Source organism: Allopontixanthobacter sp. (assembly GCF_034376665.1).
In the GTDB taxonomy this organism is placed as follows: domain Bacteria; phylum Pseudomonadota; class Alphaproteobacteria; order Sphingomonadales; family Sphingomonadaceae; genus Allopontixanthobacter.
This window is the reverse complement of the sequence record NZ_JAXMJI010000117.1, coordinates 40,397-57,013: the sequence shown is the minus strand read 5'-3', so window position 1 is coordinate 57,013 and position 16,617 is coordinate 40,397. Positions and strand designations below refer to the sequence as shown.

12 protein-coding genes are annotated in these 16,617 nt (G+C 60.0%); 7 read left to right on the top strand and 5 right to left on the bottom strand.

Annotated elements, in window-relative coordinates; all coding sequences use genetic code 11:
- Positions 1-63: 63 nt before the first annotated feature.
- The 5 genes from U0988_RS13480 (at position 64) to U0988_RS13460 (ending at position 6,786) form a co-directional block, all read left to right on the top strand.
- The gene (locus U0988_RS13480; RefSeq protein WP_322293141.1) at positions 64-1,032 is read left to right on the top strand and encodes a HipA domain-containing protein; all 969 of its coding nucleotides are present in this window, start codon (positions 64-66) and stop codon (positions 1,030-1,032) included.
- Positions 1,025-2,245: a VRR-NUC domain-containing protein gene (locus tag U0988_RS13475; RefSeq protein ID WP_322293140.1), complete on the top strand. Its 1,221-nt coding sequence runs from the start codon at positions 1,025-1,027 to the stop codon at positions 2,243-2,245. Before U0988_RS13480 ends, U0988_RS13475 begins: the two co-directional genes overlap by 8 nt.
- Positions 2,246-2,672: 427 nt before the next feature.
- Positions 2,673-3,713, top strand: coding sequence for an ROK family protein (locus U0988_RS13470; RefSeq protein WP_322293139.1), 1,041 nt, complete (start codon positions 2,673-2,675; stop codon positions 3,711-3,713).
- Complete coding sequence (locus tag U0988_RS13465; RefSeq protein WP_322293138.1) at positions 3,710-5,002, top strand: HlyD family efflux transporter periplasmic adaptor subunit; 1,293 nt, start codon at positions 3,710-3,712, stop codon at positions 5,000-5,002. The genes U0988_RS13470 and U0988_RS13465 overlap by 4 nt, the downstream gene beginning before the upstream one ends.
- Entirely contained in the window at positions 4,999-6,786 is a 1,788-nt protein-coding gene (locus U0988_RS13460; RefSeq protein ID WP_322293137.1) for a peptidase domain-containing ABC transporter, read from the top strand. The genes U0988_RS13465 and U0988_RS13460 overlap by 4 nt, the downstream gene beginning before the upstream one ends.
- Before the next feature lie 14 nt (positions 6,787-6,800).
- Here the strand turns inward: U0988_RS13460 and U0988_RS13455 are convergent, their stop codons facing one another.
- Genes U0988_RS13455 through U0988_RS13440 form a run of 4 tightly spaced genes read right to left on the bottom strand, consistent with a single transcriptional unit; the run spans position 6,801 to position 10,869 of the window.
- Positions 6,801-7,835, bottom strand: a complete 1,035-nt coding sequence (locus U0988_RS13455; RefSeq protein WP_322293136.1) for an SIS domain-containing protein — start codon at positions 7,833-7,835, stop codon at positions 6,801-6,803.
- A complete protein-coding gene (locus U0988_RS13450) occupies positions 7,832-9,262 on the bottom strand; it encodes an FAD-binding oxidoreductase (RefSeq protein ID WP_322293135.1) in 1,431 nt (476 codons plus the stop codon). The genes U0988_RS13455 and U0988_RS13450 overlap by 4 nt, the downstream gene beginning before the upstream one ends.
- A 1-nt stretch (position 9,263) precedes the next feature.
- Positions 9,264-9,986 (bottom strand): GntR family transcriptional regulator, encoded by a 723-nt coding sequence (locus tag U0988_RS13445; RefSeq protein WP_322293134.1) that lies wholly within the window; start codon positions 9,984-9,986, stop codon positions 9,264-9,266.
- Positions 9,979-10,869 (bottom strand): N-acetylmuramic acid 6-phosphate etherase, encoded by an 891-nt coding sequence (locus U0988_RS13440; protein ID WP_322293133.1) that lies wholly within the window; start codon positions 10,867-10,869, stop codon positions 9,979-9,981. Before U0988_RS13440 ends, U0988_RS13445 begins: the two co-directional genes overlap by 8 nt.
- Before the next feature lie 293 nt (positions 10,870-11,162).
- On the opposite strand from U0988_RS13440, the gene U0988_RS13435 reads away from it, so the two are divergent.
- Both U0988_RS13435 and U0988_RS13430 read left to right on the top strand, forming a co-directional pair.
- Positions 11,163-13,832: a TonB-dependent receptor plug domain-containing protein gene (locus U0988_RS13435; RefSeq protein ID WP_322293132.1), complete on the top strand. Its 2,670-nt coding sequence runs from the start codon at positions 11,163-11,165 to the stop codon at positions 13,830-13,832.
- 33 nt (positions 13,833-13,865) lie between these two features.
- On the top strand, positions 13,866-15,419 hold the full coding sequence (locus tag U0988_RS13430) for a sodium:solute symporter (RefSeq protein ID WP_322293131.1): 1,554 nt from the start codon (positions 13,866-13,868) through the stop codon (positions 15,417-15,419).
- Here the strand turns inward: U0988_RS13430 and U0988_RS13425 are convergent, their stop codons facing one another.
- The gene (locus tag U0988_RS13425) at positions 15,420-16,613 is read right to left on the bottom strand and encodes an aminotransferase class III-fold pyridoxal phosphate-dependent enzyme (RefSeq protein ID WP_322293130.1); all 1,194 of its coding nucleotides are present in this window, start codon (positions 16,611-16,613) and stop codon (positions 15,420-15,422) included.
- Between the last annotated feature and the right edge of the window lie 4 nt (positions 16,614-16,617).

The window sequence follows — 16,617 nt, the reverse complement described above, 5'->3', positions numbered from 1 at the left end:
GCCTTCGGCGGCATCCGCGACGCGGCTCCCGACGGCTGGGGCCAGTAACTTATGTACAAGGCGATGGGCGACCGTCTGCCGAGCGAGATCGACCTCATCCTTGCTTCCGGAGAACATCGCGTAGGCGCGCTCGCATTCGGGCCCACCCCGGAGCGACCGGAGCGCATTACTCCATGGGGCGACGGTCCCGCTCCGGGCGAGGAGTTCACCCTCGGTGAACTTGCCGAGGCAGCCGAACGAGCACAACATGTCGATGAGCTGGATGAGAACCTGCGCGCGCTGCTTGCTGCCGGTTCGTCGCTTGGCGGCGCGCGCCCCAAGGCGGCAACACAAATCGGCGAGCAGCCCTGGATCGCCAAGTTCCAGATGCGCGGCGACAGCTTTCCTGAATGCCGCGTGGAGCTGGCGACTATGCGGCTCGCCGCCGAATGCGGCCTCAACGTACCCGCGCTCGATTTTCAGTGCGTGCTGGACCGCGACATCTATCTGATCGAACGGTTCGACCGCATGCCGCATGGCAACTGGATTGAACGGCGGCCGTTCGCGTCGGGGCTGACCATGCTGGGCGCCCATGAAAGCGAGGTAAGCAGTTACAGCTACGCTGATCTCGCTGGTACGATACGTCAGCACGGTACGCAGGTCCGCGCGGACCTTCATGAGCTGTTCCGCCGAATGGTGTTCAATATCCTCGTGACAAATGACGATGACCACCTGCGCAATCACGGCTTTCTGTTCGACGGAACGGGCTGGCGCCTGTCTCCACTCTACGATGTTGTCCCCAAGCCGCAGGTGGGGCTGGAGCGACGCCTCGTGCTGGGCGTAGGTCCGGAAGGACGCAATGCGACTATCGGAAATGCGCTTGCCGGAGCAGCAGTATTCGATCTCGGCCCCGATGAGGCTTCGGCCATAGTCGAAGAGTTGCGCATGATGGTTGCAGTACGCTGGCAGCCATTGTTCGAAGAAGCGGGGTTAAGTCCCGCGGACAGAGGCCGCTTTGCCACCTGCTTCCGGTTAGCAATCCAAGATGGCTGAGCGAACTTCCTCAACTTGCCATCACCCAGACCGCGTCTGCCTCAATCAGCATGAACTGATCCGCAAATACCGCTGTGCGGATTGCGGCGCGGTGATGATGTGTGCATGCGACGAGGTACACGGGCGTCGCTTTCTGGCGCATCAACTAAGCGAGGGCTGCGAACTCGATACGCAGGAGCGGGTGCCAGTAACGCAAGGTTTCCAAGAAGGGATTTGCAGTGAATGCCGCGGGCGGCCCGCCGATCCGACACCAGCAGCGGCGATCCACGGGCGCACCAGCAAGATCAAGCGCTACTACTGGCGCGAGCTCTTCTTTGCCAAAGAAACGGCACGATACGATTGGGACTCAGAACATCCGGAGGTGACTGACGAAGAGCGGCGCTTGGCGCATTCCGCTATAGAAAAGGCTGCTCTGAAGGAGATCAAAAAACTGCATGCAATCGCTCCTAAATATGTCTTCACCGAGAAGTCGCAGGCGGAAGTGATCGACGAATACTCGGTTGAGATCGAACCTCTGCAAGCGGCATATGCCAAAGACGGAGGGAAGGGCGCACAGATCCTATTTGGCGATGAGATAATCAGCGCCGAAGAATTCGCATCGCGGCACTATTCCGGGCAGGGCTGGCAAGTCCTGCACCTCGAAAGCGTTCCCTTTCACGCGCTGTTCGGCGTAATGATGTGGATAGTCATCCAGGATCCAATCGACCCTAAGAACCGCATTGTAAGCTTCGGTAACCGTACCGCGTATGAAGAGCGGCGAACAAAGGAACCAATCTGGACATATTTGCCGAGCGACTTTGGGTCAGCAGGCTATGGAACCCGGCGCGCGACAGTCATCGAGAAACATTTCGACGAATTTCTGCCTGACGACGATCTTGAGTGGTTATTCGACTATTGGCGGTTCCACAGCGAAAACCTGCGCCAGTATCTCTGGGCACATCGACCGGAGGATGTCGAGCGAGCGCGCAAGTTGCTCGAGATTTTGCCGCCTCAAACAGTCAAAACCATACTGCGCTATCTCGTGCAAGACTACTGGGGCCGATATCTGGGATGGCCGGACTTGCTGCTGCACCGCGAAGGAGAGTTCCGGTTCGTCGAGGTCAAGTCGTCCTCGGACAGGCTTAGCAACGATCAGAAGCGATGGATCGCTGACAATCATGATATTCTAAAGCTGCCTTTTGCTCTGGCTAAGGTGCATCGGCTCGCGAGCTAGCCCGGCTGGAGCTAGTAGGAAGTCTTTCAAACTTAGATGCCGGGAGAATAAGGCTTGATAATTCAATACGATTTCATGATTACCCGGTGATCGCTGCATCGAAAGTTATGGTGCAATATTTCTACTAATACTTCTGTAAATCAGGCATATGGAGTGTTTTGTTGCACAAAATGTGGCTTCAGGGTCCGACAAACCTGAAACTGTTCCCAACCGCTGGCTGATCCGCGATAGTCGATATTCGACACGGTTTCCGCTGGCTTGATTGGCAGAACTTGACGTCAAGTTTCTGATGGAAGCGGGCAAATTCAGCAAGCGGATTATCGATCTCCGGCGGCCAGAGGTCTTGCACCGATAATACATGTGGCATACGAGTAGGCGATAGGCATTCTGGCTAGCAGCCAGGCCACGGCGTACGGAGGGTCGGTTCTTGGCAAATTATCTCTGTATCGATGCCGGTTTCACCCTTACGCGATTCGCCGTCGTAACGCCGCAAGGGATGGGCCCCATTTCCCAGCTCCGTACCATCGATTTGCATTCCTCCCCCTCACTGCCTCCCGATCGCAAGCGCGCGCTTTGGTTGTCTTGGCTGGCCCAGGCTATTGCAGACCAATTTCCCGCGTCCGGCACGATAGAACGCATCGGCCTGTCACTGCCGGGGCCGGTAGAGGCTGACGGCGCAATTGCCGCAGCCAATTCGCTATGGGGTCAAGCTTCCCGGCCTTTGCTGGCAGCGGACCTCTCTGCTGCGCTGGGCCATCCGACCATAGCGCGAAACGACATTTTCGCTGCGAGCACTTATTATGGCACCGAAGCTGCGGAGGATGATCATGACACGACGCTTATCCTCAGCGTGGGAAGCGGCATCGGATCCAAACTGTACGACCGGCGCAGCGGCGGGGTTGTCTCCGGCCGCCGGGGTCTTGATGGCGAAATCGGCTTTTCAGTCGTCGAGACCGGAGAAGACGCTGCTCGAACTCTCGACGGCACGATGGTCGGCACGCTGGGTCTGTATGCTTCGGGCAGCGGTTTCGCGCGAATGGCGAGAGCCGAAGCGGCGCGGCAGCCTGATGCGTTTTCCGATTCCCGATTGGCGGCATTGCTGGACGAAGCAGGGTTCGACGTCCAGTCGGCCGACCGGTTCGATGTGAACGCGGCGGCAATTGCCGCGATCGCTTCTGACGACCCCTTCACGACGCAGATCCTGCAGCAATCGGTCGCGTATCTCGCGCGCGCCCTACATATTGTCATCTTGTTCGCTGCGCCGGACCGCGTCGTGTTGACGGGCGGCTTTGCCCTTGCGATCGGGGCGTCCTACCGCGAGCTTTTGATAGACCAGCTGGAAGGACAGCTTCGCCCGCTCCATTCGCGCCGCGCGATCGAAGATATGATTACCCTTGGCCTAGCTGACGGGACCGAGAATCTTCGCGGAATGGCAATTCATCTGTCGGCGCTGGACGAGCAGCGTTGAACCGCCCCCAGCCACAGGAAAAGAACAATCTGGCTGCGCTCGACCGCGCTACCGTCGAGTTACCCGGCTGGATCGCGCATGGCTCGCCGCTGCGCGTGGTTGCCCTGCTGATCTTTTTGCTTGCTGCGGCCCTGATGTTGCCGTGGCACGAAACGCTGCGCGTACCGATGACGATCCAGCTTGGTTCTCCTCCGCGCAGCGTGACTACTCCGCAAGCCGGCGTACTGCATGCGATCGCGGTGCAATCCGGAGATGCAGTGCGCGCGGGGGATGTGATGGCAGAGCTTGGACCACCGGGCGAAGTGGCGCAGATACGCCAGCTGTCCGCGATATTGCCGCAATTGCGCGCCGCCCTGCAATCCGGCAAAACCCCCATGCCCCTTCCCGAGGTGACCATTGGCGGCGACGTGCAGACCAGTGCGTCCCGCCTGGCGGGAGCGCTCGACGCGCTGGCGGTGACGCAAGGCTTTCCCGTGGAGCAGCGGGACGCGGCGATCCTGCAGTCGACCATTGCCGGGATCGAAGCGCGCGCCGGGCGTCTGCAGGACGACATACTCTCAGCCGACGAGCTGGTGACGGTGGCGGAGGAACAGCTGCGAATCAAGACGGAACTTGCCGAGCGAGGATGGGTCTCACGCCAGGCTCTGGCGGAAGCCCGGGCAATCGTGATCGAACAACAAATAGCGGCCCGACAGGCGCGGGGTCGCGTAGACGAAGACCGCACGAGGCTGCAGGAATTGAGGCTGCAGCTAGAGCGCTCTCAGCTGGAGCGGGGGCGCACTGCCACGCAATTGCGCGAAACAGCAATCCAGGCTGCTGCTGATGCCGCAGGCGCAGTCTCGCGGTGGCGCAGCACCCATCTGGTGCTCGCGCCCATGGCGGGAATAGTGCAATTTCCAGAAGACCGCGTGTCCGGTCAAAGGGTTTCCGAAGGGCAGGAATTTGCGGTCATCGTTCCCCGCCACAAGGGTTTGTCTGCAGTAGGGCTGGTTCCGCCTGCAGCGCGCGGCGATGTGCGTCCGGGCGCAGAAGTTCGCATGGAAATTGCAGGCTTCCCGGCTGCCACCAATGGCTATCTGGTAGGCCAAGTGAGTTCCACTGCGTCCGTCGCGATGAAAGGCGGCTACCAGGTGATCATGACGGTGCCGGACGGTGCACGAAGCAGTACCGGAGTCATGATCCCCCTGCGCAACCGCAGTGCCGCGATGGGGCGGATTACAGTGAGTCAAGGCAGGATCGGCTCCATCCTGTTCGGTGGATTGCTCGAACGATTGCGGAGGGAAGCATGAGTGTCAGCGAGTCGCTATCGCATAGCGACGCGCGGAACCGTAGCGAGGCAACCCCGCACTACATATCTCTCGTTTCGCTGTTCTCCGATCGCTGGATGCAGCGCCAGCTCGGTCCCTATCGCCGTTATATGATCCAGATCCTGGCCATCATGGCGGCTACGATCTCGATCAATTTTTCCCTGCCGCTGACCAATCGGGCACTCGTCAATCAGGGTATCCTGCCGGGTGACGCCATGTTTGTGCAGTTGATGATCGCGCTCCAGGTGGGGCTGTTCCTGTCCCTGATTGGGCTCAACGCGGTCCGCGCCAAAATATCGGGGCACGTTTCCAACAGGATGGTCAGCCGCATGACAAGCGGCCATATCGCGGAATTATTGAGCCTGCCGATAGGCTATTTCAGCGCGTCGCGATCTGGCGAGATCGTGGAGCGGATCCGAGATCTCGAGCGGGTGCAGCGCTTTGCTGCTGTTGAAGCGATGGATGCCCTTACAGCCAGCATGTCGATCCTGTCGCTCGGACTGCTTTTGATCTTCGTGGATCTTTCGATATTTATGGTCTTTGCCGCCTCCGCTGCTGCTTATCTCGGATGGATCTACTTGGTTGGCTTGCGGCGCCGGCAGACCGACGCTGCCAATTTCGTGCAGTCTTCCAGCGCGCGCGCATTGGAAATAGCGATGGTCGAAGGCATGCGTGACATCAAGGTAGCCGGATACGAGACGCCTTCATTGGACCGCTGGTCTGCCATTCAGATTGAAAACCTGCAAACAAGGCTCAAAGCTACAGCGATCGAACAATTGCAGGCATCGGGCGGCCATTTCCTGACCCGCGCGGGTATGGTGATCGTGACTTTCATAGCGGCGATGCGCACCATTGAAGGGACGATAACGCTCGGCGATTTCACCATCACCTCCGTCATTATCGTCCAGCTATATTTCCATCTCAACCAGATTCTGGCTTTCACCAACAAGCTCGAGGAAGTGCGTGCCGCCATGCACCGAACGCTGGAGATCAGGGCGGCGTTCGATCAGGCTCAACTTACCGCGCAACAATCCGTCATGCCGCGTGCTATCGCACCTATCGAGTTCAAGGCGGTGAATTTCAGCTATCCGTTGGCCGGTTCGCCCACGCTGCGGGATATTTCGCTGTGCATTCCGGAAGGACGAATGACCGCGCTAATCGGACCGAGCGGTTCCGGCAAGACGACAATCCTGCGCCTCCTGCTCGGCATTTACCAGCCCGATAGCGGCGTCATTACGGCGGCAGGCTGTCCGCTCGGCACGATCAATCAGCGGTACTGGCTGGATGCGACCGGGGCGGTAATGCAAGACGGGTCCATGTTCTCCGCGTCGATCCGCGACAATGTGCTGGCCGGACGAGACGAAGATAGTGGCTGGCTGGAGGAAGTACTGGCCGCGGCCCGCGTGCTCGACATTCTTGAAGCTTCGCCGAAAGGGCTGGAGACTATGCTGGGTACCGGGGGCAAGCATCTGTCGGCCGGACAGCAACAGCGCGTCCTGTTGGCACGCGCCTTCTACAAACGCCCGCGGCTGTTATTGCTGGACGAGGCGACAAGCGCGCTCGACGAGGAGAACGAATTGGCGATCGTCGAAAATCTTCGAGCGATCCTGCCGGACACCACCAGCCTGGTCGCAGCGCACCGCCTGAAAACGCTTCGCCACGCCGAACAGGTCGTATCCCTCGACGGCGGTGTAATCCGGGAGATAAGCGACCGGGTGCCGGACGAAGCCGTCGTGGCGACGACCCTTCGACGCAGCGATGACTGACAGAACCGGCGCCCTCAGAGCGTTCGCGTTACTTTGTTAAGGGTCGCCGGGGCATCGCCGTCTCTTCCGCGGGCACGGGCGAGACGGTCTGCGAAGCGATAGAAGCTCGCGAGCTGAACGAGCGGCTGCGTCAGCGGATGTCCGGTTTCGACCGTGGGCAACTGCGTTCTCGCATCGCCCGTCAGCAGGCTGGTGAACAGATGCGCGCCGCCGCGGGCCAACTCCCGGGCCGCGTGTTCGACACTCTCGTGAGCGACATCGCGCGTACCCAACGCCAAAACCGGCATGCCCGGGCCAATGGCAGCCTTCGGACCGTGATGGACTTCTGCTGCGCTGAAGGCAGAGGCATGAACGCCGGCAGTTTCCTTTAATTTGAGCGCCATTTCGCTGGCAATGCCGAGCCCGGGACCGCGCGCAATTATGAGGCAGTCAGCCGCCCGGGTAAAGGCAGGCAGCGCCTCGCTCCAGTCGCAGCGATTGGCCGCGTCGAGCTGTTCCGGAAGGTCGGACAGGACGCCGCGCAGCACGTCATCGCCTTGAATTTCGGCAAGCATGCGCAGCAGCGCAGACGCCGTGCACAGGAATGATTTTGTCGCCGCGACCGCCAGTTCAGGGCCCGCGCAGATATCAATGCACACATCCGCCTCCGCCGCCAGCGGCGATGCCGTGTCGTTCACTAGCGCAACGACGAGCGCGCCTCCCTTGCGCGCCGCACTCGCGCAGCGGATCAGATCGGGGCTTTGTCCCGATTGCGATATCGTAAGGAACAGCGTGCGCTCGAAACGCAGCGGTGTGTCATAGACCGAGACGACTGACGGACCGAGCGATGCCACCGGCAGGCCGGTTGCCATCTCGAACACATACTTCCCAAACAGGGCGGCATGATCCGAACTGCCGCGCGCGCAAGTGACAATCGTCCTGGGATCAAAACTTGCAATGCGTGCGGCAAGATCGCGCAGCGGCGATCGAAGGATGTCTCCCTGCTCAGCCACCCGGCTGCCGGCCTCCTGCGCCTCGGCCGCCATGAGCGATTGTGAGAGTGCGGTCACGACGCGCTGTCCCGATCGACATCGATGACGAGGCCGGGATTGAGTATATTGCGCGGGTCGAGGCTGCTTTTCAGCGTCCGCATCAGCGCAATCTCTTCTTCGGTGCGGGATATTTGCAGCCAGTCCCGCTTCTCGCGCCCGATGCCATGTTCAGCCGAAACCGATCCACCGACCGCCCGCAGCGGTTCATAAACTGATGCATCGGCGCTGCGGCGATGTTCCTTCCAGTTCTGCCCGGAACTTGACCCAATTTGAGCAGCGTGCGGTGCAAGGAAAATATGCAAGTTGCCATCGCAGATATGGCCGAATACATACACGACGCCCTGCGGGAATGCTTTCAAGAAGCGCTCGGTCACTTCGGCAACATATCCTTGCATTGCGCGCAGCGGCAGGCTGACATCGTAGAGGTAGGTTCTGCCATCCTTGAGGATCGCTTCGAAATCGTCCCGCACAGTCCACAGCTGCTGGCGCTGGGTCAGGGATTGCGCCAGCGTGCCGTCGATGACGAGGCCTTCGGCAAAGGCGAATTCGAGATAAGATTCCAGAGCCGCGCCGCCCTGGTCTCCGCTCGCCTCGATCAGAAGATAGAACGGTGCGCCGCGTTCCAGCGGCGGTGCGTGGCCGCCGGGACGTGTCACAGCGTCGTAATAGGACCCCCACATCAATTCGAAGGCGTGTAAGCCGGCTCCCAGGCGCACGCGCGCTTCCTTCAGCAAATGCATGATGCCGGCGAAATCAGCGACTGCAACCATTGCCGTATGCAATTGGCCGGGCAGCGGTTCGAGCCGCAGCACCAGCTGGGTGATAACGCCCAAAGTCCCTTCGGTGCCGATGAACAATTGCTTGAGATCGTAGCCCGCGTTGTTCTTGAGCATGCGGTTCATCGAACTGATGACAGATCCGTCGGCCAGCACTGCCTCGAGGCCGAGAACAAGATTTCGCATCATGCCATAGCGCAGCACATTGACCCCGCCGGCATTGGTTGCCGCATTGCCACCGATGGTGCACGATCCGCGCGCGCCCAAATCGAGCGGGAAATACATCCCCGCCTCCTCCGCAGCTTCCTGCAAGGTTTGCAGAACCACCCCCGCCTCGACGGTCGCGGTCCCTTCGACTGGATCGATATCGATGATCGCATTCATCTTTTCGAGCGACAGAGCGATCTGATCGGGAAGAGTTCTGACCCCGTCGACGCAAGTCGTTCTGCCGCCATGCGTGACGACTGACTGTCCTGCCGAGTAACACGCGCGAAGAATGGCCGCGACCTCCTGTGTGGAAGCAGGCCTCGCCAACGCTGCGGCATCCAGCGCCGCGCTGTCCCAATAGCTAACACCGCGCTGCGCAGCGTCTTCGTGCGTGAGCCAATCGATCTCCGGTAGATCGCGCGCGACCGGCGGCAGATTGCGCACCTCGCTGGCCGCGCCCATCTCAGCGCAGATCCGAGATGAACTGATAGATATCCCCGCGATAGGCCGAGCGGGTAAGTTCTACCGCTGTGTCGTCCGCCATATAGGTTACCCGCTCGATGCGGAGTACTGCTGCGTTTTCGTCGATACCTAGGAGCGCCGCCTCGGTCGGCGTGGCAAGCGAAGCGCTAGTGACCTGCCGCCCACGGACAGGACGGTTGCCTCGCCGTGCCAGCGCATCGTAAAGCGATTCGCCCATCTCCTCGAGAGGAGGCAGGAATTGTGCAGGGACACTGGCATGTTCCACCGCTAGCGGATCACCGTCCAGCATTCGCACCCGTGCCAGCCGGGCGACGGTTTCGCTCTGGCGCAGCCCTAGCATTTCGATCTCGTAGCGCGTGGGAGATGCCAGCGCGCGAAGCAACCAAAGCGAACTGGCATCCTCGCCGCGTAGCTTCGCGCTCTCACTGAAGCCGCTCAGCATGTCGTTCTTGGCTTCGATCACGCGTTTCACATACGTTCCCGAACCTTGTCGGCGGAAAAGCAGGTCTTCGTCGATCAGCTGCTGCAGCGCCTTGCGCACCGTGACCCGCGAGGTCTGAGTAAGCTCGCACAATTCGCGTTCGGATGGCAACGCATCGCCTTCGCTGACCTTTCCGTCGATGATCTGCGCGCGGATGCGTTCGGCAATCATCTGGTAGAGCGGCCGGTTACCACCCTTATTCCATAGCGTCATATCAACCATCGTGTGCCCCTTTGATTGCACGTCCGACGTCCCCGCATGCCAAATCGAGCCGCTCCTGCGCCGTCCCCTCATCGAGGCCGGTGGCCAACAAGATCGCAAGCGGTAGATAGTCGCCGCTCGCGCGGAGTGCAGCGGTGCACGTCGCGCCATCGGCATACGTTAGTTCGGCGATCATCAAGAGAGCCCGCTCGCGCAGTTTCGCGTTCGTTATGGACATGTGAGTCATCTGCCCTTCATAGACTCGCCCCAGCCTTATCATAAGAGCGGTAGATAAACTATTCAGTATGGCTTTTTGTGCGGTTCCGGCTTTCATGCGGGTCGAGCCAGCCACGATTTCTGCGCCGGTGTCTGCAAACAGCGGGCAGTCCACGACATCAAGGAGGCGGCTAGGCCGGTTACCGGCAATACCAATCGTCAGGGCCCCCGCATCCTTGGCACACTCAATAGCCGCGCAGGTATAGGGCGTACGGCCGCTTGCAGCGACGCCGATCACAACATCATCTACGGTTGGAGCGTGCGACTGCATTTCGGCCTCAGCTGCTGCCGCATCGTCCTCCGCTTCTTCGGCGCTGAACAACATGGCTTCGGCGCCTCCCGCGAGCAGGATCACCAGGCGATCGCGCGGCCAACCATAGGTCGGGACCAGTTCGACACCGTCTTGCGCTGCGATCCGTCCTGAAGTGCCTGCGCCGATATAGAAAAGGCGCCCCCCCTTACTGAGCCGCGCAACCCCTTGCGTCACCGCGTGTTCAACGCCGGGCGCGATTGCGAGCGCGCTGGCAGCAGCGCTCACCTGGCCTTCCAGCAACGCTCCCACAATTTCCCGGAGCGGCCATGTTTCGACCCTAGTGTACCGGGCGCTTCTGCTTTCTGTCTCCATCATCCGGATCGCTACCTTGTCGAGTGTAATACCAATTATGACCAATTATGAGACCAAACTGCGGCAAAAACCTGCATCCTGCAAGTCCATATTATACCCTTCGATGGTCTCCACCGCCCTACAAAGGCTTCGTAAACGATGCAATAAGAAAGAATTACGGGGTTATTGAATTTGTCCTTGGCTTTCATGAAAGGTATGATACAAACCTCATCACAAATTTACAAAATCTGGGAGGCAACGTCATGCAGTTTGGTGCAAAAGCGGGAATCGGAGTTTCTTTTCTGGCCCTTGCGACGATGAGCGCAAGCAAGGCGTCGGCGCAGGAGGTCGGGCCAACCAACGAGGCTGCGGCCGAAAGCGCACAGATCGTCGTTACCGGCTCGCGCATCCAGCGCAGCGACCTGAATGCCACCAGTCCAGTCCTGACCTTCGGGGAAGAACAGATCGCGCTCGACCGGGCCGTAACGGTAGAGGACATTACGGCCAAGTTGCCGCAATTCGCTGGCGGCGTAAATTCGACGCAAACCGGCAGCGACGGGCGCGGGGCGCAGACCCTCGATCTGCGCAACTTGGGCCAGAATCGCACTCTGGTCCTGATCAACGGCACCCGGGCGGTACCGTTCAGCTTCCGCAACGCGGTGGATGTCAATTCCATTCCGGCACCCTTGCTTAAGCAAGTGGATGTGCTGACGGGGGGCGCTGCGGCGGTTTATGGCGCAGATGCGGTGGCTGGCGTCGTCAACTTCATCGTCGACACTGAATACGAAGGCGTTGGCGTTGGCAGTAGCGTCGAGTTTGCGGATGGCTATCGTGTCTACGACGCGCACCTCAAGCTCGGTGCCGGGATCGGCGATCGGGGTAACATCGTAGCATTTTTCGGCTATACTGATCGCGGCGGCCTTAATATCGGCGATCGGCAATTCGCAGCCGACAATTCTGCTTCGCCAGTGGCCGGGATCGGCGGAAATTTCACCGACATCGCTTCGGGCAATTTCTTTGCTTTCGATGAGGCGGGTGCATTCACGACCACCGCGCAAACGTCGGATCTGTCCGACCAATACGACCTTGTGCAACCACTCGAACGCATCAACGTCTCGACGTTTTTCAATTACGAGCTTGCCGAGCCGCTGGAATTTTATGGACGTGCGATGTACTCGCAGGTCGATACAGTGGGGTCTGGCCGGTCGGGCAATAATCCGGTCACCGTCAATGAAATTGTCGGGATCTCCGAGACAAACCCTTTCCTGACCAACGTGGTGCGCGACCAGTTGACGTTCGTAAACGGAGTGGCGCAGGTCCGGGTCAATCGTACATTGGGTGAACTGGGCATTATCCGCGCCGCTACGGACCGGACGACGATACAATTTCTGGGCGGGTTTCGCGGCGACCTGACGGACTGGCTGTCCTACGATGCCTACGCCCAGTACGGCGAGGTGGATGAAGAGTCGGTAATTTCAGGTGATGCGCTCCGGGTGAATGCGTCGGGCGCCAGCCGTTTCGCCGCGATTGCCAACAGCGTCGATATCTTTGGCCCCGGTGCCGACCTGACCGGGTTCGGTCAGGATTTCAGCCAGGAACGCCGTGACCGCACACAAACAGTGGGCGCAATCACCTTGTCTGGCGACAGCTCTGCACTATTCTCGCTTCCTGCCGGGCCAATCAAGTTTGCTGTCGGTTACGAATATCGCAAGGAAACGCTGGAAACCAGCGACGAAGCGGCAGTGGCGAACGGCTTGACCTTCCGTACAACCGGGGGCGGCGTGACTGTGGGCGACTTTGACGTCAACGAACTCTACGGCGAAATCCTGGTGCCCATTCTTGCCGACAAGCCTTTCTTTAAGAATGTGACCGCAGAAGGGGCGCTGCGCTATTCCGATTATTCGAATTTCGACCCCGAGTGGACCTACAAGCTTGGTCTTTCGTGGGAGGTCGATTACGGGCTCCGGCTGCGCGGCACGTATCAATCGGTCATCCGCGCGCCTAACTTGGGTGAATTCGCTTCGCCCACCTTCTCCATCCCCTTCTCACTGTTGCGCACCGTGCCGCGTCTTACGCCGCGCTATCTCGGCGATCCTTGCGAGTTGGGAACCGGTGACAGGGCGCAATGCGACCGCTTTGGGGCACCAGCCGAAGGCAGCTATGACAGCCTTGATCCGGCCAATCTCACGGGCGACTATTTCTTCGGCGGCAATGCAGATATCGGCCCGGAGACAGGCAAAACATGGACGCTCGGCGCGGTGTTCACCCCCGATTTCTTCGACGGGTTCGAATTGTTCGTCGACTATTACGACATCAAAATCCGGGATGCCGTGGGTCAAATTCAACCGGTTGACGCATTGCAAAGCTGCTACATCGAAAATCCGGTGGCAGACAATCCGATCTGCGCGGCGATTTCGCGTAATCCGGTTACCGGCTTCATCGACAATGCCTTTGTTACTGACCGCAATCTCGGAGTTATCAAGCAGCGCGGGTTCGATATCAATACCAGCTACACCTACGAGTTCGGCAGCGAAGGCCTGTTCAATCAAGTGAGCCTTGGCTACCAAGCCAATATCGTCACCGGTTACTCGATCCAGCGCAATCCGGTCCTGTCGCCTATAGATTGCAAGGGTACTTTCGGCTTCGCCTGCTCCTCCGACGCAGTGAGCTTGGTACAGCCCGACTACCGCCACCGACTGGCGCTTTCGACCGGGGGCGACAGTGTCCTGGCGCAGGTGGTATGGCGGCGGATAGGCGAAGTTACCTTCGCTGGCGGAACTGACGAACAGATTAACGCGATGAACTATATCGATCTCAACTTCCGGTGGACCACCCCCCTCGACGGGCTGGTGCTGAATGCCGGGGTGCGCAATCTCTTCGATGTGGGACCGCCACTGCCTGATGCAGCGGGTGCATTCGGGACCTATCCCGGCACCTATGATGTAATTGGTCGCACAGTTGGTATCGCAGCATCGATCGACTTCTAGGATGACCGGTGTGAAACGCGGGGCCGGTGCGACGTGATCACGGCCGGCCCCTCCACTGGATTTACGCCGCTCGACTGGCTGGTGGTGGCTGGGTACATCCTGCTCGTCGCCGGGCTGGGGATCTATCTGTCACGACGCGGCGCCGCATCGGCCAGTGACTACTTTCTTGCCGGCGGAACGATGCCCGCTTCATTGATATGCTTCTCGGTCCTGGCCACAACCCAGTCCGCCGCGACATTCCTCGGCGGTCCGGATTCCGGATATGGCGGTGACCTGACCTATGTCGCCACCGGACTGGCCGCGATCATCGCAAGTCTGATCGTCGGTCTCGTCCTGTTGCCTCGTTATTACGCCATCGGCGCGCAAACTGCGTATGATTTTCTGGAAACCTATTTCGGTGTGGCAGCGACGCGCACGGCCGGAGGTTTTTATCTTGTTGGGCGGGTCCTTGCTAACGGCGCGCGGCTCTATCTGGCGGCTCTTGCGGTTGCCATGATCATGTTTCAGAGCGCAGCCTGGGGGGAAATCGTGGTGGCCTGTGCCGCGATCTCAGTGGTGGCGCTGGCCTTCACGATCGTGGGCGGCCTGCGTTCGGTGGTTGCCAGCGATGCGTTCCAGTTCGCGATCTACACCTCTACTGCATTGGCGCTGCTGGTGTTCCTATACTTTGCGATCGACATGACGCCGGGAGAAATTGTCACCAGCCTTCGCGACGGTCCGGGTGGTGTCGACAAAACCGTGATTTTCGACACCTCCTTTAGAATGGACGATCCCTTCACCCTCCCGGCAATCCTGACCGGCATCGTACTGCTCAACGTCGCCAATTTCGGGATGGACCAGGACACGACCCAGCGACTGCTTTCCGCCCGCTCAAGCCGACACGCAACCGGCGCACTGGTTTGGGCCGGGATCCTTACCATACCGATCGTCTTCGTTTTCGTGATGATTGGGCAGCTGCTATGGCTGTTTTACCAGCAAAACCCCCAGCCGGTCGGGGATCTTGCGTCCGAAACGGTCTTCATGACCTTTATCCTGACCGAATTGCCTACAGGGGTCCGCGGCCTTGCCACCACAGGCGTGCTGGCAGCAGCTGTGTCCACTCTCAATTCCAGCTACAACTCGATGTCCTCGGTGATCGTCGGCGATTTTTATCGGCCGCTCGTGCCGGGGCGCAGCGAAAGACATTATCTGCGTATCGCACGCATCACCATGGTTCTCGTGGCGACCGCCCTGTTCGCAATGGCGGTGCTGTGCATCGAATGGCAGCGTTCCTCTGACATGCCGCTTCTGGCATTCGCACTACAGATCATGATCTTCGCCTATTCCGGTTTGCTTGGTGCGTTTGGCGTCGCCATTCTAACGAAACGGGGGAGCACCGCTTCGGTTATCGCCGCAATGTTCGTGGGGTTCGCGGTTACAGCGCTGCTGGAGCCTGCGATAGGCCAGCCGCTTGGCATCCCCGCCGGTCTGGTCGGACTGGCCTTCCCCTGGAAGATCTGCATCGGCGCGATAATCGCATTCCTGGTAGCGGCCATGGGCAACAACCGCAGACCGGTTGAACCCGCCCCGGCTGCGCGGCAACGCTGATCAGGCTCTTGCCAGAACCCCGGCAATCGTTTCCGCTGCACCGAACAGAACGTCCACCGGCGTCACCAGCGGCGGCATCAGCATCAGGTGATTTTCGCTGGGCGAAAGCGTGGCAAACAAACCTGCGTCAGCCAATCGTTCGAGCAGTGTGAAGGGGGTCAGCCCCTGGCACTTCAGTATCTTCCAGTCGAGATGCAGCGCCAGTTCCAACCCCGCTCCGGCAACGGCGGTGACGCCCGCCACGGCAGCGGTCTGATCCCGCAACGCCTGCGCGAACGCCGTACCCGTGTTCGCTGCGCGCTGACCCAGCCCGTTCGCCAGATGCATATCGATCGTAGCCACTGCGGCAGCGCAGGCTGACGGCATGGCGGCATAGGTCGATCCGAACCAGCCAGCATCGCACTGCATCGCAAGCCTTTCACGCACAAGGCACAGCGAGAGCGGATAAAGCCCATTGGTAAGCGCTTTTGCTGAAACCACGATGTCGGGCTGATCGCGGTCCGGGACTCCATCCAGGGTGGAGAAGAACGCGCCAAGGCGGTTCATTCCCGTGCCGATCTCGTCAGCTATCAGGATGATGCCCAGCTCGTTGCATACCCGTGACAGCATCGCGCGATAAGCTTTTGGCAGTTCGCGGCATGCCATGTTGGTCAGCACAGTTTCGAATACCAACGCGCCGGCCTCCTCGAACGCCCGTATCGCCGCTTCCGCTACTTCCACCGCGCCCGGTTCTTCGGGCAGGGGTAGATCGAGCACGGGTGCGTGAGGCAGTAGCGGGTCGAGATGCGGCACGTGGTACCCAGTTGCCAGGGACGCGCCCGTTCCGCTGCCATGATATGCGCCTTCGAAGCGGATGACGCCTGCGCGCCCGGTGACAAGCCGGGCGAGTTTCAGCGCATTGTCGATGGCTTCAGAACCCGAGCAAGAAGCGATGATCGACCGCCCCGGCGCAATGAGTTCCATCCGTTGATGCAAGGCGTCGAGCTGGCTGTTGTCGCACCAGGACGGGCGAAACCAGCTGGCCGCGCCCTGCTTTGCCCAGGCGACATCGATCTCTGCCCGGTTCCATCCGGCATTGGTGACGTTCCAGCCGGAAGTCAGATCGACAAATAGCCTGCCCGAACGATCGTGCAGATGCCATCCCTCGGCTGACGCAAGATCAAGTCTCGGTTCTATGGTGTAAGCGAGCCCCATCGCG

What these genes read in the sequence shown, in the direction of transcription:
- U0988_RS13480 (WP_322293141.1), top strand. Translation starts at nt 64, where the DNA reads ATGGGCGACCGTCTGCCGAGCGAGATCGACCTCATCCTTGCTTCCGGA.
- U0988_RS13475 (WP_322293140.1), top strand. Translation starts at nt 1,025, where the DNA reads ATGGCTGAGCGAACTTCCTCAACTTGCCATCACCCAGACCGCGTCTGC.
- U0988_RS13460 (WP_322293137.1), top strand. Translation starts at nt 4,999, where the DNA reads ATGAGTGTCAGCGAGTCGCTATCGCATAGCGACGCGCGGAACCGTAGC.
- U0988_RS13450 (WP_322293135.1), bottom strand. Translation starts at nt 9,262, where the DNA reads ATGGGCGCGGCCAGCGAGGTGCGCAATCTGCCGCCGGTCGCGCGCGAT.
- U0988_RS13445 (WP_322293134.1), bottom strand. Translation starts at nt 9,986, where the DNA reads ATGGTTGATATGACGCTATGGAATAAGGGTGGTAACCGGCCGCTCTAC.
- U0988_RS13440 (WP_322293133.1), bottom strand. Translation starts at nt 10,869, where the DNA reads ATGATGGAGACAGAAAGCAGAAGCGCCCGGTACACTAGGGTCGAAACA.
- U0988_RS13435 (WP_322293132.1), top strand. Translation starts at nt 11,163, where the DNA reads ATGAGCGCAAGCAAGGCGTCGGCGCAGGAGGTCGGGCCAACCAACGAG.
- U0988_RS13425 (WP_322293130.1), bottom strand. Translation starts at nt 16,613, where the DNA reads ATGGGGCTCGCTTACACCATAGAACCGAGACTTGATCTTGCGTCAGCC.